A 21,764-nucleotide genomic window follows, 5' to 3' on the forward strand; every position below is an offset into this window, starting at 1 on the left:
GCAGTGCCACTGGTCCGCTCAACGACCTGGCCGCCCGGACCCCGGCCGCCGGGCCGGCGGAACGGGCGCTGCAGGGCGTACGTCGCCTCAAGCCGCCGGCCGGAGTCCCGCAGGGCCCCGTTCGCCGCCGCGCAGGCAGGGCCGCGAGGGTCAGATGCGGCCGACGACCCTGCGCGGGGTGACCCGTACCACCACCCGCTCGGCGTCCTGCGCCGACGCGGGGTTGAACTCGGCGTACTTCTTGCCCGTGTACTTCCGGCTGAGTTCGTCGATGAGTTCCCGGGCGCCCTCGGTCGTCAGCTCCGCGCTGCCACGGATCTCGGCGTACTCGTAGGGCGAGTCGGGGTCCTGCACGACGACGCTCACCCGGGGGTCGCGGTCGAGGTTGCGCTTCTTGCGGCGGTCGATCGTCGTGGAGACCAGGATCTGGTCGCCGTCCCGCTTCACCCACACCGGGGACAGCTGCGGTCCGCCGTCGGGCTGGAGCGTGCCGAGCACGATGAAGACGGGGGTGTCGAGCAGGGACTTGAGCCGGTCGGAGAGGACGGCGGACATGCGGGGTACCTCCTGGGTCGACGGTGACTCTGCGGGTACCGTCGCACGCTCTCAGTCCACCCGCACCACGAGCGCCGTGGCGATCGCCATCAGTCCCTCGTCCCGGCCAGGGAAGCCCAGCCCGTCGGTCGTGGCACCGGAGACCGAGACCGGGGCCCCGGCCGCCGCCGAGAGAAGCTTCTGGGCCTCGTCGCGGCGCTTGCCGATCTTGGGGCGGGCCCCGACGACCTGCACCGCGACGTTGCCGATCCGGAAGCCGGCGGCGCGGACGATCCGGGCCGCCTCCGTGAGCAGGGTGATCCCGGACGCGCCGGACCACTCGGGGCGCCCGGTGCCGAAGTGCTGACCCAGGTCACCGAGGCCGGCGGCGGAGAACAGCGCGTTGCACGCGGCGTGGGCGACGACGTCCGCGTCGGAGTGGCCCGCGAGGCCGGGGCCCTCGCCCTCCCACTTCAGGCCGGCGCACCACAGCTCGCGGCCCTCCTCGAAGGCATGGATGTCGGTGCCGATGCCGACCTGGGGCAGCGGCGCCGGGCCAAACGCGTCAGAAGCCATCGTTGAGCCTCCTGCGGGCGAGGACCGCCTCGGCGAGGACCAGGTCCAGCGGGCGGGTGACCTTGAACGCCTCTTCGTGGCCCGGGACGACGACCACCCGCTCGCCGAGCCGCTCGACCATGCTCGCGTCGTCGGTGACGTCGTCGGTGACCTTCTCGTGGGCCCGTACCAGCGTCTCCCGGTCGAAGCCCTGCGGCGTCTGCACCGCGCGCAGCCGGGCCCGCACGGGCGTGGCCACCACCGGCTCCGGCGTGCCCGGCTCCGTGGCGGGCTCGACCTCCTTGACGGTGTCGGCGAGGGGCAGCGCGGGCACGACGGCGCGGGCCCCGTCCCGGACCGCCTCGATCACCGTGTCCACCGTGTCCACCGGCACCAGCGGGCGGGCCGCGTCGTGCACGAGGACGATGCCGTACTCCGGCGGCAGGGCGTCCAGGCCGAGCCGCACGGACTCCTGGCGCGTGTCCCCGCCGGGCACGACCAGGAAGTCCGTCCTCCCCAAGCTGCCGCTGGGGGTGCCCCCGGGCAGCGCGTGCGCGTCGAGCAGCGACTTGACCTCGGCGGCGCCGTCCGGCGGGGCCACGACGACCACGAGGGAGACGGCGCGGGACGCGGCGAGCGCGCGGGCCGCGTGAATGAGCATGGGGGTGCCGTTGAGCGCGCGAAGCGCCTTGGGAGCGCCCGGACCGAGGCGTACGCCCCGGCCGGCGGCCGGAATCACGGCGGCGACGGGGGGCGGCGCGGGGGAAGGACGCGAAACGTCAGACATCGGTTCCTGTCAGGTTTGTGTGCTCGGCCTACGTGGGTATGGCCTGGGGAGTGCCGGGCGCGACGCCTTGACCGGACCCTTCCGTGACACCGGTCGAGCCTGCGCCCGGGCCCGGCACAACCAAGTATCCGGGGGTTTTCCGTAACGTACGGCGGACTTTCCCGAGGCGTACGGCATCCAGGACATGCACATCCGGGGACGGACATGCCGCAGCGCCCGGCGACAGGAATCTGTCATCGGGCACCGCGGCATTTCATTGTGCTGAGCGGAGCGGGCATTGCCTGCTTCGTGTCAGGACGCGAGCACCTCGTCGAGCAGGGCCTCGGCCTTGTCCTCGTTGGTGTTCTCCGCGAGGGCGAGCTCGCTCACCAGGATCTGGCGGGCCTTGGCGAGCATGCGCTTCTCACCGGCGGAGAGTCCGCGCTCACGCTCGCGACGCCACAGGTCACGCACGACTTCCGCGACCTTGATGACATCGCCGGAGGCGAGCTTCTCCAGATTTGCCTTGTATCGACGCGACCAGTTCGTGGGCTCCTCGGCATACGGCGCGCGCAGCACCTCGAAGACCCGGTCCAGCCCGTCCTGACCGACCACATCACGCACGCCGACGAACTCCGCATTGTCCGCTGGCACACGCACCGTCAGGTCACCCTGGGCGACCTTCAGCACCAAGTAGGTCTTGTCCACGCCTTTGATCTGACGAGTTTCGATGGCCTCGATCAGCGCGGCCCCGTGATGGGGATAGACCACGGTGTCGCCAACCTTGAACGTCATGTGACAGGTACCCCTTCCGTGGCTATCCAGGGTAACACGGATACGGCGTCTTCTGAATGGCGTTTTCGCAGGTCAGGGCATATCTCGGGGCTTGACAACAGCGACAGGAACGTGCTTCGCAGGCCCATCGGAAGCAGGTATTCGCAGGTCGGAGCACGTCTTCGACCGGGGAGAAACGCCTACGTTACACACCTCTGGAGGCACCTCCAAGTGGACGAACGTCCCCATTTGTCCGGTTCCAGGTGTGCGACTTCCGCTACTCCGTTCGGTCGTACGGGCCGGGTACGAGACGAATCCGGAATTGATCACAGGCGGCCGGCCGAGCGGTACGTGATCAATATCCGAAGCGTCCCTGCATTCCCTCACGGAAAATTTGCCGCCTGTTATGTGAATGCCGGACGGGTGCGGTGTCAAAGTGACTCGGGAGTCACTTGTGCGGCACGGGCGTACCCCCTGCGGGAGGGATGCGGAGCGCTTGGGGAGGGTCGGGTGCGAGCCCGCGGGGACGGCTCGGTAACCTGAGCGCGCTGACAGACACTTAGGGCGGCTTTATCAGAGAGTCGCCCCAGCGTTCAAAGGAGTTGCCGCCGCCGTGAGCAGCAGCCTTCGACGCGGCGCCCTCGCCGCCTCCGCCGTCGCCCTCTCGATCGCCTCGCTCGCCGCCTGCGGCGCCGGCCACAACGCCCAGACCCTGGAGATCAAGCCGGACCAAGCAGGCGCGAAGGTCGGCGACCTCAAGGTGCAGAACGCGATCGTCGTGACCCAGCCCGAGCTGCAGTCCACGGGCCCCGCGGTGATCGCCGCGACCATCTTCAACGACGGCAGCACCGCCCAGACCCTGCAGTCGATCGCTGTCGCCGGCACCAGCAAGACCGCCCAGCTCAGCCCCGCCAAGGGCCAGTCGCTGACCATCCCGGCCGGCGGCTCCCTGATCCTCGGCGGCAAGAACAACGCCTCCGCCGTGCTGCCCAGCAGCCGCGACGCGGTCCAGGACGGCAACGCCCAGAAGATCACCTTCACCTTCAGCAAGACCGGTGATGTGAGCCTGCGCGCCTTCGTGGTCCCCGCCGAGAGCTACTTCAGCTCCTGGGGCCCGAGCGAGATCCCGTCGGCGCCGGCCCCGGCGGCCCCGGGCGCCGCCGCGAGCAACAGCGCCGACCCGGCGAAGAGCGGCGCCGCCGCGGACCCGTCGGCCGCGGCGGGCGACGCGGCGGCGGCCGGCAGCGCGGCGGGTGGCAGCGCCACCCCGACCGACGCGGCCTCCGCGTCGGTCACGCCGTCCGGTCACTGAGCGGACGGTCCGGCCGGCGGGCCACCGCGCGACGACACCGGCATGCGGTGAAGGGCGGCGCCTTGCGGGGCGCCGCCCTTCACCGTGTGCGTGCGATGCGGTCTACGGCTCGAACTTGTAGCCGAGGCCGCGGACCGTCACCAGGTAGCGCGGCGCGCCCGGGTCGGGCTCGATCTTGGCGCGCAGGCGCTTGACGTGGACGTCCAGGGTCTTGGTGTCACCGACGTAGTCGGCGCCCCAGACGCGGTCGATGAGCTGCATCCGGGTCAGCACACGCCCGGCGTTGCGCAGCAACATCTCCAGCAGGTCGAACTCCTTGAGCGGCAGATCGACCTTGGAGCCGGAGACGGTGACCACGTGCCGGTCGACGTCCATCCGGACCGGGCCGGCCTCCAGGGCCGCCGGAGCGACCTCTTCCGGCTCGCCGCGGCGGCGCAGCACGGCCCTGATTCGGGCGACCAGTTCTCGCGAGGAGAACGGCTTGGTGACGTAGTCGTCGGCTCCTATTTCCAGGCCGACGACCTTGTCGATCTCACTGTCCTTGGCGGTGACCATGATCACCGGGACGTTGGAGCGGCCGCGCAGCTGGCGGCAGACCTCCGTGCCGGGCAGGCCCGGCAGCATCAGGTCGAGGAGGACGAGATCGGCGCCGTTGCGCTCGAACTCGTCGAGTCCGTCGGGCCCGGTGGCCGCCACGGCGACCTCGAAGCCCTCCTTGCGGAGCATGTACGACAGGGCGTCGGAGAAGGACTCCTCGTCCTCGACGACGAGCACTCGGGTCACGGAAGGACCTCCGGGGCGGAAAGCGTTTCGTACGCGGTCGGGTCGGGGGTTGGGGACTGCCCGTCCTCTTCGTCGAGGTCGGGGTGCTGCTGAGCACGGTCGCGGGCCGCACCCGCCTCCGGCAGTCGCAGGGTGAACGTGGAGCCCTGGCCTTCGGCGCTCCACACCGTGACCTCCCCGCCGTGCGAGGCGACCACGTGCTTGACGATCGCGAGACCCAGACCGGTGCCACCGGTGGCCCGGGAGCGGGCCGGGTCGACGCGGTAGAAGCGCTCGAAGATGCGCTCCTTGTCCTTGTCGGTGATGCCGATGCCCTGGTCGGTCACGGCAAGTTCGATCATGTCGCCGCCGGACACGCTGACCCGGCGGGCGGCGATGCCCACGCGGGTACGGGCCGGGGAGTAGTTGACGGCATTCTCGACGAGGTTGCCGAGGGCGGCGGCGAGCTGCCCTCGGTTCCCCCAGACATGCAGGTCGGCGGTGCCGCCCGCGGCCATGGTGATCTGCTTGGTGCCGGCCTGGTGGCGGCAGCGGTCGATGGCCTCGGCGACCAGTTCGTCGACCCGGACGGGCTCGGCGTCCTCCAGCGGGTCGTCGTTCTGCACCCGGGACAGGTCGATCAGCTCCTGGACCAGGTTGGTCAGGCGCGTCGCCTCGATCTGCATACGGCCGGCGAAGCGCTGCACGGCCTCCGGGTCGTCGGAGGCGTCCATCACGGCCTCCGACAGCAGCGAGAGCGCCCCGACCGGGGTCTTCAGCTCATGGCTGACATTCGCGACGAAATCGCGGCGCACCGCCTCGATGCGGCGGGCCTCGGTGAGGTCCTCGACGAGGAGCAACACCAGTCTCGATCCGAGCGGCGCCACCCGCGCGGACACCGCCAGGGCCTCGCCCCGGCCGGTCCCGCGCCGGGGAAGGTCAAGCTCGACCTGGCGTATCTCCCCGTCGCGCCGGGTGTCCCTGGCCATCTGGAGCATCGGCTCGACGGCCAGCTTGCCGCCGCGCACCAGCCCGAGGGCATACGCGGCCGAGCTCGCCTTGACGACGGCGTCGGCCTCGTCGAGCACGACTGCGGAGGAGCGGAGCACGGACAGCACGGTGTCCACGCCCGGCGGCAGCACCGGGTCCGTGTGCAGGGAGGTCCGTGTCGGGCGCTTCTGCTCCCGCTCGCTCCAGCGGAACGCCAGCATGGCGATGACGCCGGTGAGCACCCCGGCGATCGCTGCCGCTGCGGCGACCGCCGCGTTCACGTCCATGCATCCAGGTTAGGCATGGGGTACGACATGCCCACAGCCGTCGGAGTGCGACCTCGAACACTCGTCGCTCAGAGTTCACCTTGGAGCCAGTATTGGTTCATTTGGGGTGGCAGAAACGGACGCGTAGGAGCCGGACCGTGGGAGCGTGGGGTTCGCACCGCCTGGTTTCATCACGGGCCCCGGCCCCGGAAACCCCACCGATAGGACACGTACGAGAGGGAGCCCTGATGCGGGACGCGTACCACGAGGAACTTGACTCGATCGGCGACGGACTGGTGGAGATGGCCCGGCTGGTCGGATCGGCCATCGGGCGCGCCACGACGGCGATCCTCGACTCCGACCTCAAGCTGGCCGAGAGCGTGATCGAGGGCGACCAGAAGGTCGACGAACTCCAGCACGACCTCGAGGCACGGGCGATAGCCCTGCTGGCCCGGCAGCAGCCGGTGGCCACCGACCTCCGTATCGTCGTCACGTCCCTGCGCATGTCGGCCGACCTGGAGCGGTCCGGCGACCTGGCGCAGCACGTGGCGAAGCTGGCCCGGCTGCGCTTTCCGGAGCGCGCGGTCCCGCACGACCTGCACGCGACCATCCTGGAGATGGGCCAGCTCGCGCAGCGGCTGATGGCGAAGGCCGCGGAGGTCATCATCACCAAGGACGTCGACCTGGCGCTCCAGCTGGAGCAGGACGACGACGAGATGGACCTCCTGCACCGCACCCTGTTCCAGCACCTGATGGACGACCGCTGGAAGCACGGCATCGAGACCGCCGTGGACGTCACCCTGCTCGGCCGCTACTACGAGCGGTACGCCGACCACGCGGTGGCCGTCGCCAAGCGCGTGGTGTACCTGGTGACGGGCGAGCACGCGGACGAACTGCAGCCGGACATCCAGCCGGTGACGGGGGTCGAGGGAGCGTAGCTCCCGGGGACCGGGGGGCTCGAACGTTTCCGGTCGGGGCGTTCGGGCGCCTCCATGCGCCGTTGATGCGCCCGAGGGAACGGGCATGGAATGGGCACAAGGCACCAGGCTCCAGCCTCTAGGCCTCCAGGAGGGTCCCATGGCCGAATCCCCCAGCACCACGCCCGACCCCACGCAGGAGCGCGCGACCGACCAGCCCGCCGAGATCAGAAACCTCCAGCTCATCGGCGCGTGCGGCTGCGGCTCGGGCTGCGGCTGCGGGTGCCAGTCGGGCAACCCCTGCCAGTGCGGCTGACGGCAGCCGCCGTCGCCCCCGGCCACGCCCCGGGCAGCCGCCCGTCGTCGTTCGGTCGTCGTCCGTACGAAGGGCCCGGGTGAGATCCGTCACCCGGGTCCTTCGGCCGAGCCGCAGCCGCACGCGGTGATGAGATCTCACAGCCGTGAGGCGGTTCCGCAACCGGCGTCGCCGGCCTCCTGCATCCGCGCGTCCATCGACGTGCTCCGGTCGTACGGGTCGGTCTCGGGACCGTCTCCCGCATCCGCTCCCGCGCGCTCCGCCTCGAACTTGGGGGTGAGATAGCCGGTGAAGGTGTCGCAGCCGCCGTTGGTGGTGTCCACCTTGTAGGAGACGAGGGAGAAGGTACCCGGCTCGGTGACCACCTTCGCCGGGTCGTCCCAGCTCAGCACAACCTCGCGGCGCACGATGGTGCGCGTGACCTCGTCGCTTCCGGCCGCCGCGGGCGCGACCGGATAGACGTACGTGACATCGGTGGTCACCTCGACCGCGCCCCGCTCGCCCTCCCGGTACGTGATCCGTCCCCGTGTCTTGACCACGTCCCCGACGAGCCGGACCTGCGCCTTGTCGAACCGGCTGAACAACAGCAGGGGGTCGTCCTCCCGGCTGGGCGCACGGAACGCGGTCGCCAAGTAGTCCCGCACATCCTGCTGATGCGGGTTGATCAACGCGATCCCCTTGCCCGGCCGCTCCCCGCGCAACACCGCGGGATTCAGGCTGGACGCGGCGAGGAAGTCCCTGGTCCGGTCGAGGGCCTGCGCGACCTGCGCCTTGCTCATCCAGCCGGTCGCCCGTGCCGCGGGCAGACCGATCCCGGCCGTACCGTCCCCCCACCGTGCGGCGGGCGATCCCCTGAACGGCTGCTCCAGCGTGGGCTGTTGGGCCGCCCCTTCCGTCGGCGGCGGCTGGTCAGGACGCTCCGACTCCGCAGCGAGCGGCGTGCTCTCGCCGCCGCCGTCACCCCCGAACCAGCCCGTCAGCCGGCCCGGATCCAGCGCCACCGCCAGCAGGCCGGCCGCGGCGAGCAGACCGACGACATACCAGATCTTGCCGCCTCGCCGCCGGGCCGGCCGGTGCCCCCGCCAGGGCTCGGGCCGGCCGGTCTCCTCCCGCAGCCGCCGCGCCACCATCCGGGCCCGCGCCGACGGCTCCTCGGGCGCACCGGGGGTTCCGGCCTCGGCGTCTCGCAGGAAACGCTCCCACTCGTCGTCCGATATGGACCCTTCGTCCTTGCCCACGAAGCGCTCCCCGCCCCTTACTTGTGTCCCCGGCCCCTCCCCAGGGCCGGCCATGGCCCGTGCATCATCACACAGCCAGAAAAACGCCCCCCTTACCGCTGGGACCAGCGGGAATCGCAGGCGCCGTCGGCGGCACCCTCGGCCGGCAGGCCCAAGACGCCGTCATGGAACCGGCGTTCGGCGCCGCTGATGTCAGCAAGTTGCGAGACCCATTTGGGCTACTACGGTGGAAGTGACTGATGTGACCTATGTTGCAAAGGGGTACGGTCATGAACGCAAGGCTCTGTAAGCGATCTGCCGTTGCCGGTTCGGCCCTCATCCTCGCCCTTGCCCCACTTGGCCTGCAGCCGGTGGCGGCGGCAGCGGCAACGCCGAGCCAGACCCACGCCAGCGCGGTCGAGAGTCAGCGCGACTTCCAACGGGGCTTCCGCGACGGATTCCGGGACGGTTACCAGGACGCCCGGAACGACTGCAGGACGCACAGGGGATATGGACATGGGGGCAGCCACGCCAACAGCGACTACGCCCGCGGCTACAGCAGTGGCTACAGCGCCGGTTTCGCCAGAGCAGAGGCCCGATACTGCCGCTGAGTAGGCAGTCTCAGTCCAGCTCCGACCTGATCAGCCTCGGGCGAGCATCCGGACGCCCGTACGCCAGGACGCGCGGCAGCACCTCGCGCGGGTCGAGGCTCACCCGCAGCACATCACCGGCCAGCTCCACTTCACGAACACACCCGTAGGCGGTGGGAGAACGCCTCCTCGTCGTCCGACTCGGCCACACCCGCCATCACGCAGTCGCCCGCTTACTCGTCGAGCCCACAAGCAAGTTGCGCCGTGAATCTGTACGTCATGCGGGTGTTCTAGCACCAGCGACCGACACTCGCGATCACATCGTGGGCGAGACCGACGCACAGCCGCGCTGCGCCGCTGGCGGCCCGGAGACGGCGCCAGTCCAGCAACAAGCCCCCTATCAGCGGAGAACCCGCAGCTAGGGGGCTTGGTCAGGGCTGCTTACTTCTTCTTGCCCTGGTTCTTGACTGCCTCGATGGCTGCTGCCGCTGCTTCCGGGTCGAGGTACTGGCCGCCGGGGGTGAGGGGCTTGAAGTCGTGGTCGAGTTCGTAGGACAGGGGGATGCCCGTCGGGATGTTCAGGCCCGCGATGTCGGCGTCCGAGATGCCGTCCAGGTGCTTGACCAGGGCGCGCAGGCTGTTGCCGTGCGCGGCGACCAGAACCGTGCGGCCCGCGAGCAGGTCCGGGACGATGCCGTCGTACCAGTAGGGGAGCATGCGGAAGACGACGTCCTTCAGGCACTCCGTCTTCGGGCGCAGCTCCGGCGGGATGGAGGCGTAGCGCGCGTCGTCGGCCTGGGAGAACTCGGAGTCGTCGGCCAGCGGCGGGGGCGGGGTGTCGTACGAGCGGCGCCACAGCATGAACTGCTCCTCGCCGAACTCGGCGAGCGTCTGCGCCTTGTCCTTGCCCTGCAACGCGCCGTAGTGGCGCTCGTTCAGGCGCCAGGAGCGGTGGACCGGGATCCAGTGGCGGTCGGCGGCCTCCAGCGCGAGCTGCGCGGTGCGGATCGCGCGCTTCTGGAGGGACGTGTGGACCACGTCGGGCAGCAGGCCGGCGTCCTTGAGCAGCTCACCGCCGCGGACCGCCTCCTTCTCGCCCTTCTCGTTGAGGTTGACGTCCACCCAGCCGGTGAACAGGTTCTTCGCGTTCCACTCGCTCTCGCCGTGGCGGAGCAGGATCAGCTTGTACGGTGCGTCGGCCATGCCTCAGAGCGTAATCCACGCGTTCGAGCGCCCGCGGAAGCGGCCGGAAGCCGGACGGTTGACGGCATCTGTTAATTGAGTGGTCCTCGCCGGAGGCGCCCTCGTAAGTTGTGCTCGATATCTGAGCCGCTTACATCCGGGGGTCCGTCCATGTCCGTCGCCGCGATCAGACGCGCCGCCCGGGAGACCGTCTCCGGGCTGCCCCGCGAGTTCTGGTGGCTGTGGACCAGCACCCTCGTCAACCGGCTCGGCGGCTTCGTCGCCACGTTCATGGCGCTCTACCTGACCGTGAACCAGGGGTACAGCGCCTCGTACGCGGGTCTCGTCGCCTCGCTGCACGGGCTGGGCGGGGTCGTCTCCTCGCTCGGCGGCGGCGTGATGGCCGACCGGCTGGGGCGGCGGCCGACGCTGCTGATCGCGCAGTCGGCCACCGCCGCCTCGGTGGCGCTGCTCGGGTTCATGCGCGACCCCGTCGCCATCGCCGCCGTCGCGTTCCTCGTCGGCATGGCCTCCAACGCCTCGCGGCCCGCCGTGCAGGCGATGATGGCGGACATCGTCCGGCCCGAGGACCGGGTCCGGGCGTTCTCCCTCAACTACTGGGCCATCAACCTCGGGTTCGCCGTCTCCTCCATGGGCGCGGGCCTGATCGCCGAGGTCAGTTATCTGGCCGGCTTCCTGATCGAGGCGGCGATGACGGCCGTCTGCGCGGTCGTCGTGTTCGTCAAGCTGCCCGAGTCGCGGCCGGTCCGGGGCACCGAGCAGGGCAAGAGCCCCAAGGACGAGGTGCGGCTGGGGACCGTGCTGCGCGACGGGCGGTTCATGGCCGTCGTCGGGCTGTCCTTCCTGGTCGCGGTGGTCTTCCAGCAGGGCGCGGTCGGACTGCCGGTGGCGATGGGCTCCGCCGGGTACTCGCCGGCCGACTACGGCACGGCGATCGCCGTCAACGGCGTGCTGATCGTCGCCCTGCAGATCCCAGTGACCCGCTTCATCGAGCACCGGGACCCGCGGCGGCTGCTCGTGATCTCCTCGCTGGTCGCCGGGTACGGCTTCGGGCTCACCGCGTTCGCGGGGTCGGTCGGTGTGTTCGCGCTCACCGTGTGCGTGTGGACGCTCGCCGAGATCGTGAACGCGCCCACGCAGACGGGTCTGGTGGTGCGCCTCTCGCCGGTGCACGGACGCGGTCGCTACCAGGGCATGTACACCCTGTCCTGGTCCGTCGCGGCGCTGGTCGCCCCGCTGATGTCCGGCCTGGTCATCGACCGTTTCGGCGCGGAGTGGCTGTGGGGGATGTGCGCCGTCGTCGGTACGGCGGCGGCGCTCGGGTACGGGCTGCTGATGCGGCGGCTGCCCGCCGAGCGGACCCTGCCGGCCTCCCCCGCCCCCAACGGCAGCGAACCCGAGGTCCGCACGGCCTGACCTGGGGAGCGGGAGAGGCAGGACAGGGGCAGGCGCATGCCTCACGGGTGCATACGCGCCCCCTTCAGCACCTTGTCGACCGCGTTGCGCGGCCCGTACACCGCGAGCCCCACGAGGTCCAGTTCCGCCGTGGGCACCGCCCGGACGGCCGCCCGGTTGTCACGGTCGTGGCCCGTGGTGAAGAGGTCCGAGGTGAACACGGCCCGGGGCAGCGCGCGGGACAGGGCCCGGCCGTGGGCGGTGGTCAGCGCCTCCTTGGTGCCCTCGAAGACCAGGACCGGCTGGCGGAACATCGGCAGGTAGGGCACGCCGTCCGCGTCCTCGTAGGGCTCCCCGATCACCTCGGGCAGCTCCGCGCCCAGGCCGCTGACCAGGAACGCGGTGACGTTCAGGCGCTGCCAGGGCTCCAGGTCCGCGCGGAGCAGTACGGCGATCTTCGTGTCGAAACGGACGGGTTCCGGGCTCTGCGTGCTCATGCAGTGAGCCTGCCGGGCGGCCCGGGACGCCGTCTTGTACGTTCTTTGCATGGCCGCGCGTCCGGAAGTCTCCGCCTGGCGCCCGCGCGTCCCGGGTGTCGTGGAGGTCTTCCATGCGCGTTTCACCGAGTACGCGTATCCGATGCATGTGCACCAGGCCTGGACGCTGCTGATCGTCGACGACGGGGCCGTCCGGTACGACCTGGACCGGCACGAGCACGGCACCCCGCACGACACGGTCTCGCTGCTGCCGCCGCACGTCCCGCACAACGGCTCCCCCGCCACCCCGCACGGCTTTCGCAAGCGCGTCCTCTACCTCGACGCCTCGCGGCTCGGCGACGATCTGATCGGCCCCGCGGTCGACGGCCCCGACCTGCGCGATCCGCTGCTGCGGTGGCGCGTCGGACAGGTGCACGGCGCGCTCGCGCGGCCGGGCGACGAGCTGGAGGCGGAGAGCAGGCTGACGCTCGTCGAGGAGCGGCTGCGGGCCCACCTGCGGCCCCGGATCGGCGCGGCGCCGCTCCGGCGGGACCCCGCGCTCGCCCGGTCCCTGCGGGAGTTGCTCGACGAACGGATCGCGTACGGCATCGGCCTGGAGGAGGCGGCGCGGCTGCTGTACGCCCATCCCGCCCATCTGGTACGGGCGTTCAGCTCCGCCTACGGGATCGCGCCGCACCAGTACCTGATGTCGCGCCGGGTCGAGCGCGCCCGCCGCCTGCTGCTCGACGGGCGGGCAGCGGGCGAGGTGGCGTCGGCGACCGGGTTCTACGATCAGGCCCATCTGACCCGGCACTTCAAGCGGCTGGTGGGTGTGACCCCGGGGCGCTACCGGCTCAGCGCGCGCTGAGCCCCGTACGGGTTGCGCGGGCGTACGGTCAGTCGGCCGGACGCCGAGTCAGGTGGGCGAACGCGTCCAGGTTCCGGGTCGATTCGCCCCGGGACACCCGCCAGGCGTACTCCTTGCGGATCGCGGCGGCGAAGCCGAGTTCCAGAAGGGTGTTGAAGCTGCCGTCCGCGGCCTCCAGGACCTGGCCGAGCAGGCGGTCGGTCTCCTCGGCGGTGACGGAGGCCAGCGGCAGCCGGGCGGTGACGTAGATGTCGCCGAGCGGGTCGACCGCGTAACTCACGCCGTACAGCTTGAGGTTGCGCTCCAGGAGCCAGCGGTGGACGGCCGCCTCGTTCTCGTCGGGGTGGCGGATCACGAACGCGTTGAGGGAGAGGGAGTGGCGGCCCACGATGAGCGAGACCGTCGTGGACAGCTTGCGGGTGCCGGGGAGCTTGACCACGTAGCTGCCGGGCTCCGGGCTCTCCCACTCCAGCTCGGCGTCCTTCAGGGCATCCTCGATGACCTGCGCCGCCCGCTGCTGCTGCTGTGAAGCCTCACCCATGGGGCGAGCGTACGCGACGGCGGTGGGCCTGGGTCGCGGCCGTGTACACGTCGGCGGTGGCGGCGGCCGCGGTGCTCCAGCCGAAGGACTGCGCGTGCCGGGCCGCGGCGGCGCCCATGAGCGCGGCCAGCTCCGGGTCCTCGGCGAAACGGCGCAGCACGCGCGCGTAGTCGGCCGGGTCGTGGCCGCGCACCAGGAAGCCGGTCTCGCCGTCGCGCACCGCCACCGGAAGCCCGCCGACCGAGGCCGCGAGCACGGGCGTACCGGCCGCCTGCGCCTCTATCGCGACCAGCCCGAAGGACTCGCTGTACGACGGCACCACCAGCACCGAGGCCGCCCGGAACCAGTCGGCCAGCTGCTCCTGGCCGACGGGCGGGCGGAACCGCACCACATCGGCGATGCCGAGCCGGGCGGCGAGCTTCTGCAGCCCCTCGGGCTTGGCGAGGCCGCTGCCGCTGGGCCCGCCGACCACCGGTACGACGATCCTCGACCGCAGCCGGGGGCACTCGTCGAGGAGGACGGCCACGGCGCGCAGCAGCACGTCGGGCGCCTTCAGGGGCTGTATGCGGCCCGCGAACAGCGGGATCAGCGCGTCCTGCGGCAGGCCCAGCCGGGCGCGGGCGGCGGCGCGGCCGTCGGCCGGCAGGAAGCGCTCCAGGTTCACGCCCGGGTGCACCACGGCGACCTTCGCCGGTTCGGCGGCGTAGTGCCGGACCAGTTCGTCCGCCTCCTCGGCGGTGTTGGCGATCAGCCGGTCGGCGGCGACGACGATCTGGGTCTCGCCGATGACGCGGGCGGCGGGCTCGGGGGTGTCGCCCTCGGCCAGGTTGGCGTTCTTGACCTTGGCCATGGTGTGCATGGCGTGCACCAGGGGCACGCCCCAGCGCTGGGCGGCGAGCCAGCCGACGTGGCCGGAGAGCCAGTAGTGGGAGTGGACCAGGTCGTAGTGGCCGGGGCGGTGACCGGCCCAGGCCTGCATCACGCCGTGGGTGAAGGCGCACAGCTGGGCCGGGAGTTCCTCCTTGGCGAGGCCCTCGTAGGGGCCCGCGTCGATGTGCCGGACGAGCACGCCGGGGGCGAGCTGCACCGTCGGCGGGAGGCCGCCCGCGGTGGCCCGGGTGAAGATCTCCACCTCGATGTTGATCGCGGCGAGGCGCTGGGCCAGCTCCACGATGTAGACGTTCATGCCGCCGGCGTCGCCGGTGCCCGGCTGGTGGAGCGGTGAGGTGTGCACGGACAGCATGGCCACACGGCGGGGCCTGCGGTGCAGTCGCAGCCGCGCGGGCGCGGCCGGTGAGCGACGCCCGAGCCTGCTGACGTACTGGCTCACGTGGCGTTCCTCCTCGTCGCGGGCATGCCGTTCGGAGGACGCGGAACGCCCTCCAAGGTGGTCCAACAGCGGAGGGGGCAACTCCATTTCCCGATCATGGTCTTTTACTCAATCATTACCCATGATCGCTCAACCGTTCGATACCGGAATGCGTGGGCACACCGGGGCCGCTTACCCTCATACGCATGACAGCCCGCGCCGTCCTCCCCCGCTCTCGGCGTCGCTCGAACGGGGGCACCCCCGTCGTGGGAACGGTGACGCGCGGGACCACCAACCCGAACCGCCTGCGCCGCATGGACCGCTGGATCGCCGCCACCCACGGCGCCGAACTGCGCCGCGCCGCCGACCCGGTGGCCGTCGACCTCGGCTACGGGGCCGCGCCCTGGACAGCCGTCGAACTGCTCGGCCGGCTGCGCACCGTCGCGCCCCGCACGCAGGTGGTCGGCGTCGAGATCGAACCGGCCCGGGTCGCGGCGGCCGAGCCGTACGAGCGCGCCGGGCTGCACTTCCGGCACGGCGGCTTCGAGATCCCCCTGCCCCGTCGCCCGCAGCTCATCCGCGCCGCCAACGTGCTGCGCCAGTACGACGAGGCCGAGGTCGCCGGCGTCTGGACACGGCTGTGCGCGCGGCTCGCCCCCGCCGACGGGCGCTCCCGCGGCGGGCTGCTCGTCGAGGGCACCTGCGACGAGATCGGACGGCGGCACGTCTGGGTGGCGCTCGGTCCTGAGGGCCCGCGGACGGTCACCTTCGCGACCCGGCTCGGCTCCCTGGAGCGCCCGTCCGACCTCGCCGAACGCCTCCCGAAGGCGCTCATCCACCGCAATGTGCCCGGCGAGCCGGTGCACGCCTTCCTGCGCGACTTCGACCGCGCCTGGGCGGCCGCCGCGCCCTACGCCTCCTACGGCGCCCGGCAGCGCTGGATCCGAGCGGTACGGGACCTGACGGCCGACTGGCCGGTGACAGACACAACACCACGCTGGCGACAGGGCGAAGTGACGGTGACCTGGGGGGCGTTGGCACCTCGGGGGTAGGGGGGTGGGGCGGTGCCTGGGGGTCGGGGGCTCGGCTCGGGCGTGGGGGGCGTTGACACCTCGGGGATAGGGGGGTGGGGGGCGCCTTGGTGGCTGGGCGGCGGTGCCCGGGAGCCGGGGGGCTTGGCTCGGGCGTGGGAGGCGTCGACACCTTGGGATTAGGGATGCTGGCGGACGCCCTGTGGGCTGAGTGGCGGTCCGCGGGAGCCGGAGCTTGGCTCGGGCGCGAGAGACGTTGACGCCTCGGAGTTAGGGGCGCTGGCGGACGCCCCAGGCGGCTGAGTGGCAGCGCCCGGAGGCCGGGGGCTTGGCCTGGCGGCGGCATTCCGGGGCCGGGTGGTGTGTTGGGGCCGGGTGGTGTGTTGGGCGCCGGTGAAGCGTCCCCCGGCGGCGAGGCGCAGCCGCCGCAGCGACGGAGACCGGCGCCACCACGATGATCGAACCGTTGATCAGGGCGAGCGAGGCGCCCAGGTGCAGCAGCGCCACGAAGCATCCGCCGAGGACGTATTCGGAAGCCGGGAGCTCGGCCGGCACCGGCATCCCAGGGGCAGGTGGCATGTTGGGCACCCCTGAGTCGTCCCCGACGGCGATGCGCAGGACCGCGGCGACGGAGACCAGCGCCACCACGACGGTCGAACCGTTGATCAGGGCGAGCGAGGCGCCCAGGTGCAGCAGCGCCACGAAGCGTCCACCGAGGACGTATTCGGAAGCCGGGAGCTCGGCCGGAGCCTGCGTCCCAGGGCCGGGTGGCGCGTTGGGCGGCGATACGCAGGGCCGCGGCGACGGAGACCGGCGCCGCCGCGATGATCGAGCCGTTGATCCGGGCCAGCGCAGCGCCCAAGTGCAGCAGCGCCACGCAGTGTGCGCCGAGGGGGTGTTCGGGTTCGCCGCTCGCGGTCGGCCGCCGCGGAGTGCCGGTGCCGTCGGCGGAGGACACGGCGGCGAAGTGACGGTGGCGTGAGGGGCGTTGGCACTCCGTGGTCAGGGGCAGCGCCTGAATACCAGGGACTTGGCCCCGTCGAAACCCCAGGTCTGATGAATATTTTCAGGCTAGCTGTCTAATTAGCCCGGCACCGACCCCACACGGCGAGTCGGCCACACATGCCTCGGCGTGGCGAGGAACGATCTACGCGAGTCGTTCGTCACAAAGGCGGGAGATCGTCATGACCGGGTGGGAAAGAGGGGAGGACCTACCAAGTACCACCTCTGTCGCTTTACACAGCGACATGACACGATCCCCCAGGCCCGTAAGTTACTGACGGTAAATCAGTTTGGGGGAAGAGGTATGGGAACGGGCAAGCGCGGCCTGACCACGACCGCGGTGACCGTGGTCTGCGCGGTCACCATACTGGCAGCGCCCGGCACGACGTTCGCGAGCCCCTCACCGGCGCCGTCCCCCACCGCCTCGCCGTCGACCGCCCCGAGTCCGCCTCCCAACAAGGACCTTGAGGCAGTCCACAAGAAGCTCGAGCAGCTCTACCACGCCGCGGCCGTCGCCACCGACGCCTACAACGCGGCCGAGGAGAAGGCCAAGGAGCAGTCCACCGAGATCGTCAAGCTGGCCCAGAAGATCGTCCAAGGGCAGCGCAAGCTGGACGAGTTGAAGGACCGCGCGGGCGCCACGGCCCGCGCCCAGTACCGCACCGGCGGACTGCCGCCGGAGGCCCAGCTGATGCTGAGCGACGACCCGCAGCAGTTCCTGAGCGGTGCGGGACGGGTGCTCCAGGGCCAGCGGGCCACCAAGGGTCTGATCGGTGACATGACCCGCACCCAGCAGCACTTGAAGGAGTACGCGAAGGACGCCTCCGCCCAGTGGGAGAAGCTGGAGACGGGCCGCAAGGCGAAGGCCGCCGCCAAGAAGAAGATCAAGCAGCAGATCGAGGCAGCCGAGAAGCTGGAGTCCCGGCTGGAGAAGCAGGAGAAGGAGCGGCTGGCCGAGTTGGAGCGGGAGGCCGCGTACAGGGCGCAGACCGCCTGGCTCGACACCGGGATCCTCAAGGAGGTCAGCGGCAAGGCGTCCGCACAGGGCAAGAAGGCCGTCATGTTCGCCTCGGCCCAGATCGGCAAGCCCTACGAGTGGGGCGCGGAGGGTCCGGACACGTTCGACTGCTCGGGCCTGACCTCACAGGCTTGGGCGACGGCCGGCCGGCCCGTCCCGCGCACCTCGCAGGAGCAGTGGAAGCAGCTCAGGCACATCGAGGTCAAGGACATGCGCCCCGGCGACCTCATCATCTACTTCGACGACGCCAGCCACGTCGGGATGTACGTGGGCGACGGCGCGATCGTCCACGCTCCCCGCCCGGGCCGAACGGTGACGGTGGCGGGGGCGGGCTCGATGCCGATACTGGGCGTGGTACGACCGGACGCGTGAGCGGGGGCGGTGCGAATGACGCCGGACGCGGGGCGCGGGGCGCGGAGGCGAGTGAAGCCGAACGCGGCACGAAGGCAAGGAACGCCGGGCGCAAGGCGAGGGCGAGGACGCCGGGCGCGGCGCTGGGACGGGCGGGGCTCGATGACGAGGAACGCCGAGCGCGGCGCGAGGGCAAGGGACGACAGGCGGAACGCGAGGGCGAGGACACCGGGCGCGGCACGAAGGCAACGCCGGGCGCAAGGCGAGGGCGAGGACGCCGGGCGCGCGACGAAGGACGCCGACGCGGCGCGGGGACGACGTACGACGGGCAGGGCGCGAAGGCAAGGGCGCCGAGCGCAACGCGGAGGCGCGGAACGCCGAGCGCGGCGCCGGGACGGGGGGCTCGATGACGAGGAACGCCGAGCGCGGCGCGAAGGCAAAGGACACCGGACTCGGCGCGAGGGCGACGGACACCGGGCTCAGGACAAGAGACACCGAGCGCGGCGCAAGGGCAAGGGACGCCGGGCTCGGCGCCACAAAGGGCGTGACGCGGGTCATGTGACCCAGGACACGCCCAGCCCCGGCAAACCCCGCCAGGACGTGAGCTTCGTCATTCCGACCCCACCACCCCCATGTCCAACTGCGGTACAGAACACGGCATATGACAGCGGCCAGCGACGGAGCGACGCGGCTCACACCATTCCGTTGCGGTGGCCAGTACCGCTATGGTCCCCGTCGGGTGGGTCGAGGTCCCTCGCCCCGCCATGCCCTCGGGGGGAGGGAAGGAACCCAACACGATGCCCGTACCCGTACCGCGGCAGAGAGCGATCCCGGCCGTGGAGAGTGGTCAGGCGCAGGCCGGGTCGGCAGTCGGCGGCCCCGCCAAGAAAGAGGCCGACCGAACGGACGCCGGTGCCCCTACCTCGGCCGGCGCCACGCTGACCCTGCTGCTGATCGAGGACGATCCGGCCGGTTCACCGATCGTGCCCGAACTGCTGGACTCGGCCGGCAAGCCGATCCGCGTCCGCACCGCCCGCAACCTCACCGAGGCCGGACGGCTGCTCACCGACGACGTCCACTGCATCCTGCTGGACCTCGCGCTCCCCGCAGCCGGCCGGTCCGGCGACGGTGACGACGAACTGGCCGTGCTCAAGCATGTCCTCGAACTCGCGCCCCGGCACGCCGTCCTCGCGCTCACCGCGTCCGGCGACGCCGAGCGCGCCGCCGAGGCGGTGCGCGTGGGCGCCCAGGACTACCTCTTCCGGGACGAACTGGACGGGCGGCTGCTGAGCCGGGCCATCCGCTACGCGGTGGAGCGCAAGCGTTCCGAATCGGCCGAGCGGCGGCTCGCCGAGGGCCGGCTGCGCGCGCAGGAGAACCGCCGGCTGGAGCGCGGCCTGCTGCCGACGCCCCTGCTGGACGGCTCGTCGCTGCGCTTCGCCGCCCGCTACCGCCCGGGCCGCTCGCGCGCGCTGCTCGGCGGTGACTTCTACGACACCGTACGCACGCCCGACGGCACCGTGCACGCCATGATCGGCGACGTCAGCGGGCACGGCCCCGACGAGGCCGCGCTCGGCGTGGAGCTCCGTATCGCCTGGCGGGCCCTGACGCTGGCCGGACTGTGCGGCGACGAGTTGCTCGGCACGCTCCAGCAGGTGCTGGAGCACGAGCGCGCGGACGAGGAGATCTTCGCGACCCTGTGCACGGTGGACATCTCCCCCGACGGCCGCTGGGCGGGCCTGTGCCTGGCCGGCCACCCCTCCCCGCTGCTCGCCCGCCCGGACTGCCCGGCCCGACTGCTGCCGTACGACAACAACGGCCCCGCACTCGGCCTGCTCCCCGGCGCCCGCTGGCCGCGCATGCAGGTGGAGCTGGGCGCCGAGTGGAGCCTGATGCTCTACACCGACGGTCTGATCGAGGGCCGGATCGGAAGGGGCGGGGAGCGCCTCGGGCAGGACGGGATGGTGCAGATGATCCGCCGCCAGTTCGCCGAGGGCCTGCGCGGCGAGCGGCTGTTGCGGGCCGCGGTCCATGAGGTCCGCGACCTCAACGGGGGCGAGCTGACGGACGACGTGGCGGTGGTCCTGCTGGACCGGGTGCCGCAGCCCTAGCCGGGCGGGCGTGGCTGACCTGATAGCTGTGGCTGGCGTGACTGACGTAGCGACTGTGGCTTGCGTGGGCCATGGGGCACGCACGGGCTGTGGCGGGCGTAGCCAAGAGCCGCGCCGCGCGTCGGATCCACCTCAGCGAGCCCGTAGGCGGACTCGGCGAGCGCGCACCTGCCGCGCACGGCAGCCGGGATGCTCGGCGGTCTTGGCCCCCGGCGGCCGAGGTGCCGTGCTCCCGGACGTGTCAGCGGCCGCCGTTGTACGGCCCGTACGGCCCGTCGCTGCTGCTTCCGCCGCGGCCGCGGCCCCAGCCGCTGCCGCCCGACACCTGCTTGAGCGCGGGACGCACATCCACGATGTAGACGATGCTCGCGACCACACCGATGATCGGCAGGATCGAGAGGATCGAGAACAGATAGCTCACCACCAGCGCGAGGGCCAGGATGATCAGCCAGAACACCTTGTTCTGCTTGTCGGCCGCGCGGAAGGCGTCCTCGCGACGGAACGCCGCGTCGAACAGCCCGAACGCGGAGAGGGCCATCAGGACGATCTTCAGTAGTCCCAGGAACCCCGCGAAGCCCAACATCAGCATGTCGCCCACCGCCCGTTCTTTCCGACTCCTACGCGGCAACCGTACCCGTACAACGGGCCGGGCACCCCAAGGGTGCCCGGCCCATACGCGCGCACGCCCTTACTTGGCCGGCGGCGTGGTCTTCCTGACAGCGGCCTTGCGGACCGGAGCCTTCGGGTCCGGGGCCTTCTGGATCGAGGTCTTCTGCTCCGGGGCCTTCTCGGCAGGCGTTTTCTCCGCCGGGGCCTTCTTCGCCATGGGCTTCTTCTCCGGCGCGGGCACGGCCCTCACCTCGGCGGGCCTGGCCTCGGCCGGCTTCGGCTCGGCGGGCCTCGGCTCGGCCTTGACCGTCACCCGCTGCGTCGTCGGCTCGACGGCGACGGCCAGCTCTTCGATCTCCTCGGCGGCCTCGCCACGCCAGGTCTTCACGGCCTGCTCGCCGTGCTCGGCGACCTTCTCGTAGGTCTCACGGGCCTTGACGGCGTACTCGGCGGCGACGCCGACGCCGCGCAGGGCCAGGTCCTGGGCGGACTCGCCGAGCTTCTTCAGGTCGGCGTCGATCGTGCTGCCGAGCTTCTTCAGGTCGCCGTCGAGGGTGCCGAAGAAGTCGTTGACCCTGGACTGGAGGCTCTCCTGCGCGCCCCTGGCCCTGACCTGCAAGGTCTCCTGCGCCTCCTTGGCGCGCGCGGCGGCCCTCTCCTGCACGGCCTTCGGGTCGGCGTTGCGCACGGCGTCGATACGGGCCGGAGCCTCCGCGCGCAGCTGCTCCACCAGGCCGGGCACCTTCTTGGCCTGCTGAAGCGCCAGGTCGGCGGTGCCGGCGGCGAAGTACAGCGGGGTCGGGTCGCTGAGGGTCTTGCGCAGATCATCGGTAATGGCCATGGTGATGGTC

General features: G+C 71.5%; 22 protein-coding genes. 8 read left to right on the forward strand and 14 right to left on the reverse strand.

Annotated elements, in window-relative coordinates; genetic code table 11:
• Positions 1-150: 150 nt before the first annotated feature.
• The 4 genes from CTZ28_RS33865 to CTZ28_RS33880 form a co-directional block, all read right to left on the reverse strand.
• Positions 151-555, reverse strand: a complete 405-nt coding sequence (locus CTZ28_RS33865) for a PPOX class F420-dependent oxidoreductase (protein WP_121893563.1) — start codon at positions 553-555, stop codon at positions 151-153.
• Between the two features lie 51 nt (positions 556-606).
• Positions 607-1,110 carry a 2-C-methyl-D-erythritol 2,4-cyclodiphosphate synthase gene (ispF, locus tag CTZ28_RS33870; RefSeq protein ID WP_121893564.1) on the reverse strand — a complete coding sequence of 168 codons (504 nt, stop codon included), beginning with the start codon at positions 1,108-1,110 and terminating at the stop codon, positions 607-609.
• Entirely contained in the window at positions 1,100-1,876 is a 777-nt protein-coding gene (gene ispD, locus CTZ28_RS33875; protein ID WP_121893565.1) for a 2-C-methyl-D-erythritol 4-phosphate cytidylyltransferase, read from the reverse strand. Before ispD ends, ispF begins: the two co-directional genes overlap by 11 nt.
• A 291-nt stretch (positions 1,877-2,167) precedes the next feature.
• Positions 2,168-2,650: a CarD family transcriptional regulator gene (locus tag CTZ28_RS33880; RefSeq protein WP_003953493.1), complete on the reverse strand. Its 483-nt coding sequence runs from the start codon at positions 2,648-2,650 to the stop codon at positions 2,168-2,170.
• A gap of 592 nt (positions 2,651-3,242) precedes the next feature.
• Here CTZ28_RS33880 and CTZ28_RS33890 point away from each other — a divergent pair.
• Positions 3,243-3,941, forward strand: a complete 699-nt coding sequence (locus CTZ28_RS33890) for a copper chaperone PCu(A)C domain-containing protein (RefSeq protein WP_121893566.1) — start codon at positions 3,243-3,245, stop codon at positions 3,939-3,941.
• A 102-nt stretch (positions 3,942-4,043) separates the two neighbouring features.
• Here the strand turns inward: CTZ28_RS33890 and phoP are convergent, their stop codons facing one another.
• Positions 4,044-4,715: a two-component system response regulator PhoP gene (gene phoP / locus CTZ28_RS33895; RefSeq protein WP_467163958.1), complete on the reverse strand. Its 672-nt coding sequence runs from the start codon at positions 4,713-4,715 to the stop codon at positions 4,044-4,046.
• Between the two features lie 5 nt (positions 4,716-4,720).
• Positions 4,721-5,980, reverse strand: a complete 1,260-nt coding sequence (phoR, locus tag CTZ28_RS33900) for a two-component system sensor histidine kinase PhoR (RefSeq protein WP_121893567.1) — start codon at positions 5,978-5,980, stop codon at positions 4,721-4,723.
• Positions 5,981-6,207: 227 nt separating this feature from the next.
• Between phoR and phoU the strand changes: the two genes are divergently transcribed.
• Both phoU and CTZ28_RS47345 read left to right on the forward strand, forming a co-directional pair.
• Positions 6,208-6,897 carry a phosphate signaling complex protein PhoU gene (gene phoU, locus CTZ28_RS33905; protein WP_121893568.1) on the forward strand — a complete coding sequence of 230 codons (690 nt, stop codon included), beginning with the start codon at positions 6,208-6,210 and terminating at the stop codon, positions 6,895-6,897.
• A gap of 139 nt (positions 6,898-7,036) precedes the next feature.
• Positions 7,037-7,192: a hypothetical protein gene (locus CTZ28_RS47345; RefSeq protein WP_183154719.1), complete on the forward strand. Its 156-nt coding sequence runs from the start codon at positions 7,037-7,039 to the stop codon at positions 7,190-7,192.
• 137 nt (positions 7,193-7,329) lie between these two features.
• Here CTZ28_RS47345 and CTZ28_RS33910 read toward each other — a convergent pair whose 3' ends face one another.
• Positions 7,330-8,430, reverse strand: a complete 1,101-nt coding sequence (locus tag CTZ28_RS33910; protein WP_121893569.1) for a hypothetical protein — start codon at positions 8,428-8,430, stop codon at positions 7,330-7,332.
• Between the two features lie 1,010 nt (positions 8,431-9,440).
• On the reverse strand, positions 9,441-10,202 hold the full coding sequence (locus CTZ28_RS33925; RefSeq protein ID WP_121893570.1) for a phosphoglyceromutase: 762 nt from the start codon (positions 10,200-10,202) through the stop codon (positions 9,441-9,443).
• Positions 10,203-10,352: 150 nt separating this feature from the next.
• Between CTZ28_RS33925 and CTZ28_RS33930 the strand changes: the two genes are divergently transcribed.
• Positions 10,353-11,618 carry an MDR family MFS transporter gene (locus CTZ28_RS33930; protein ID WP_183154720.1) on the forward strand — a complete coding sequence of 422 codons (1,266 nt, stop codon included), beginning with the start codon at positions 10,353-10,355 and terminating at the stop codon, positions 11,616-11,618.
• Positions 11,619-11,659: 41 nt separating this feature from the next.
• Here CTZ28_RS33930 and CTZ28_RS33935 read toward each other — a convergent pair whose 3' ends face one another.
• Positions 11,660-12,094, reverse strand: a complete 435-nt coding sequence (locus CTZ28_RS33935) for a DUF2000 domain-containing protein (RefSeq protein WP_259471929.1) — start codon at positions 12,092-12,094, stop codon at positions 11,660-11,662.
• Positions 12,095-12,143: 49 nt separating this feature from the next.
• On the opposite strand from CTZ28_RS33935, the gene CTZ28_RS33940 reads away from it, so the two are divergent.
• Positions 12,144-12,941, forward strand: coding sequence for a helix-turn-helix transcriptional regulator (locus CTZ28_RS33940; protein WP_121893572.1), 798 nt, complete (start codon positions 12,144-12,146; stop codon positions 12,939-12,941).
• A 28-nt stretch (positions 12,942-12,969) separates the two neighbouring features.
• On the opposite strand, the gene CTZ28_RS33945 is transcribed toward CTZ28_RS33940, so the two are convergent.
• Positions 12,970-13,482, reverse strand: a complete 513-nt coding sequence (locus CTZ28_RS33945; RefSeq protein WP_121893573.1) for a type III secretion system chaperone family protein — start codon at positions 13,480-13,482, stop codon at positions 12,970-12,972.
• A complete protein-coding gene (gene mshA / locus CTZ28_RS33950; protein ID WP_183154721.1) occupies positions 13,475-14,812 on the reverse strand; it encodes a D-inositol-3-phosphate glycosyltransferase in 1,338 nt (445 codons plus the stop codon). Before mshA ends, CTZ28_RS33945 begins: the two co-directional genes overlap by 8 nt.
• A gap of 185 nt (positions 14,813-14,997) precedes the next feature.
• Here mshA and CTZ28_RS33955 point away from each other — a divergent pair, with 185 nt between their 5' ends.
• Entirely contained in the window at positions 14,998-15,843 is an 846-nt protein-coding gene (locus CTZ28_RS33955) for a class I SAM-dependent methyltransferase (RefSeq protein WP_121893575.1), read from the forward strand.
• A gap of 249 nt (positions 15,844-16,092) precedes the next feature.
• On the opposite strand, the gene CTZ28_RS33960 is transcribed toward CTZ28_RS33955, so the two are convergent.
• Positions 16,093-16,524 carry a hypothetical protein gene (locus CTZ28_RS33960; protein WP_121893576.1) on the reverse strand — a complete coding sequence of 144 codons (432 nt, stop codon included), beginning with the start codon at positions 16,522-16,524 and terminating at the stop codon, positions 16,093-16,095.
• Between the two features lie 604 nt (positions 16,525-17,128).
• On the opposite strand from CTZ28_RS33960, the gene CTZ28_RS33970 reads away from it, so the two are divergent.
• On the forward strand, positions 17,129-18,214 hold the full coding sequence (locus CTZ28_RS33970; protein ID WP_121893578.1) for a C40 family peptidase: 1,086 nt from the start codon (positions 17,129-17,131) through the stop codon (positions 18,212-18,214).
• A 776-nt stretch (positions 18,215-18,990) separates the two neighbouring features.
• Complete coding sequence (locus tag CTZ28_RS33980; protein WP_121893579.1) at positions 18,991-20,304, forward strand: PP2C family protein-serine/threonine phosphatase; 1,314 nt, start codon at positions 18,991-18,993, stop codon at positions 20,302-20,304.
• 241 nt (positions 20,305-20,545) lie between these two features.
• On the opposite strand, the gene CTZ28_RS33985 is transcribed toward CTZ28_RS33980, so the two are convergent.
• Both CTZ28_RS33985 and CTZ28_RS33990 read right to left on the reverse strand, forming a co-directional pair.
• Positions 20,546-20,893, reverse strand: a complete 348-nt coding sequence (locus CTZ28_RS33985; protein ID WP_183154725.1) for a DUF2516 family protein — start codon at positions 20,891-20,893, stop codon at positions 20,546-20,548.
• A 99-nt stretch (positions 20,894-20,992) separates the two neighbouring features.
• Positions 20,993-21,754, reverse strand: a complete 762-nt coding sequence (locus CTZ28_RS33990) for a hypothetical protein (RefSeq protein ID WP_121893581.1) — start codon at positions 21,752-21,754, stop codon at positions 20,993-20,995.
• Positions 21,755-21,764 lie beyond the last annotated feature (10 nt).

Origin of the sequence: Streptomyces shenzhenensis (assembly GCF_003688995.1) — a bacterium.
Taxonomy (GTDB): Bacteria; Actinomycetota; Actinomycetes; order Streptomycetales; family Streptomycetaceae; genus Streptomyces; species Streptomyces shenzhenensis_A.

Excerpts from the sequence above, each read along its gene's own strand:
- CTZ28_RS33865 (WP_121893563.1), bottom strand. The coding sequence starts at position 555 with ATGTCCGCCGTCCTCTCCGACCGGCTCAAGTCCCTGCTCGACACCCCC.
- ispF (WP_121893564.1), bottom strand. The coding sequence starts at position 1,110 with ATGGCTTCTGACGCGTTTGGCCCGGCGCCGCTGCCCCAGGTCGGCATC.
- ispD (WP_121893565.1), bottom strand. The coding sequence starts at position 1,876 with ATGTCTGACGTTTCGCGTCCTTCCCCCGCGCCGCCCCCCGTCGCCGCC.
- CTZ28_RS33880 (WP_003953493.1), bottom strand. The coding sequence starts at position 2,650 with ATGACGTTCAAGGTTGGCGACACCGTGGTCTATCCCCATCACGGGGCC.
- phoR (WP_121893567.1), bottom strand. The coding sequence starts at position 5,980 with ATGGACGTGAACGCGGCGGTCGCCGCAGCGGCAGCGATCGCCGGGGTG.
- phoU (WP_121893568.1), top strand. The coding sequence starts at position 6,208 with ATGCGGGACGCGTACCACGAGGAACTTGACTCGATCGGCGACGGACTG.
- CTZ28_RS47345 (WP_183154719.1), top strand. The coding sequence starts at position 7,037 with ATGGCCGAATCCCCCAGCACCACGCCCGACCCCACGCAGGAGCGCGCG.
- CTZ28_RS33925 (WP_121893570.1), bottom strand. The coding sequence starts at position 10,202 with ATGGCCGACGCACCGTACAAGCTGATCCTGCTCCGCCACGGCGAGAGC.
- CTZ28_RS33930 (WP_183154720.1), top strand. The coding sequence starts at position 10,353 with ATGTCCGTCGCCGCGATCAGACGCGCCGCCCGGGAGACCGTCTCCGGG.
- CTZ28_RS33935 (WP_259471929.1), bottom strand. The coding sequence starts at position 12,094 with ATGAGCACGCAGAGCCCGGAACCCGTCCGTTTCGACACGAAGATCGCC.
- CTZ28_RS33940 (WP_121893572.1), top strand. The coding sequence starts at position 12,144 with ATGGCCGCGCGTCCGGAAGTCTCCGCCTGGCGCCCGCGCGTCCCGGGT.
- CTZ28_RS33945 (WP_121893573.1), bottom strand. The coding sequence starts at position 13,482 with ATGGGTGAGGCTTCACAGCAGCAGCAGCGGGCGGCGCAGGTCATCGAG.
- CTZ28_RS33955 (WP_121893575.1), top strand. The coding sequence starts at position 14,998 with ATGACAGCCCGCGCCGTCCTCCCCCGCTCTCGGCGTCGCTCGAACGGG.
- CTZ28_RS33970 (WP_121893578.1), top strand. The coding sequence starts at position 17,129 with ATGGGAACGGGCAAGCGCGGCCTGACCACGACCGCGGTGACCGTGGTC.
- CTZ28_RS33980 (WP_121893579.1), top strand. The coding sequence starts at position 18,991 with ATGCCCGTACCCGTACCGCGGCAGAGAGCGATCCCGGCCGTGGAGAGT.
- CTZ28_RS33985 (WP_183154725.1), bottom strand. The coding sequence starts at position 20,893 with ATGCTGATGTTGGGCTTCGCGGGGTTCCTGGGACTACTGAAGATCGTC.
- CTZ28_RS33990 (WP_121893581.1), bottom strand. The coding sequence starts at position 21,754 with ATGGCCATTACCGATGATCTGCGCAAGACCCTCAGCGACCCGACCCCG.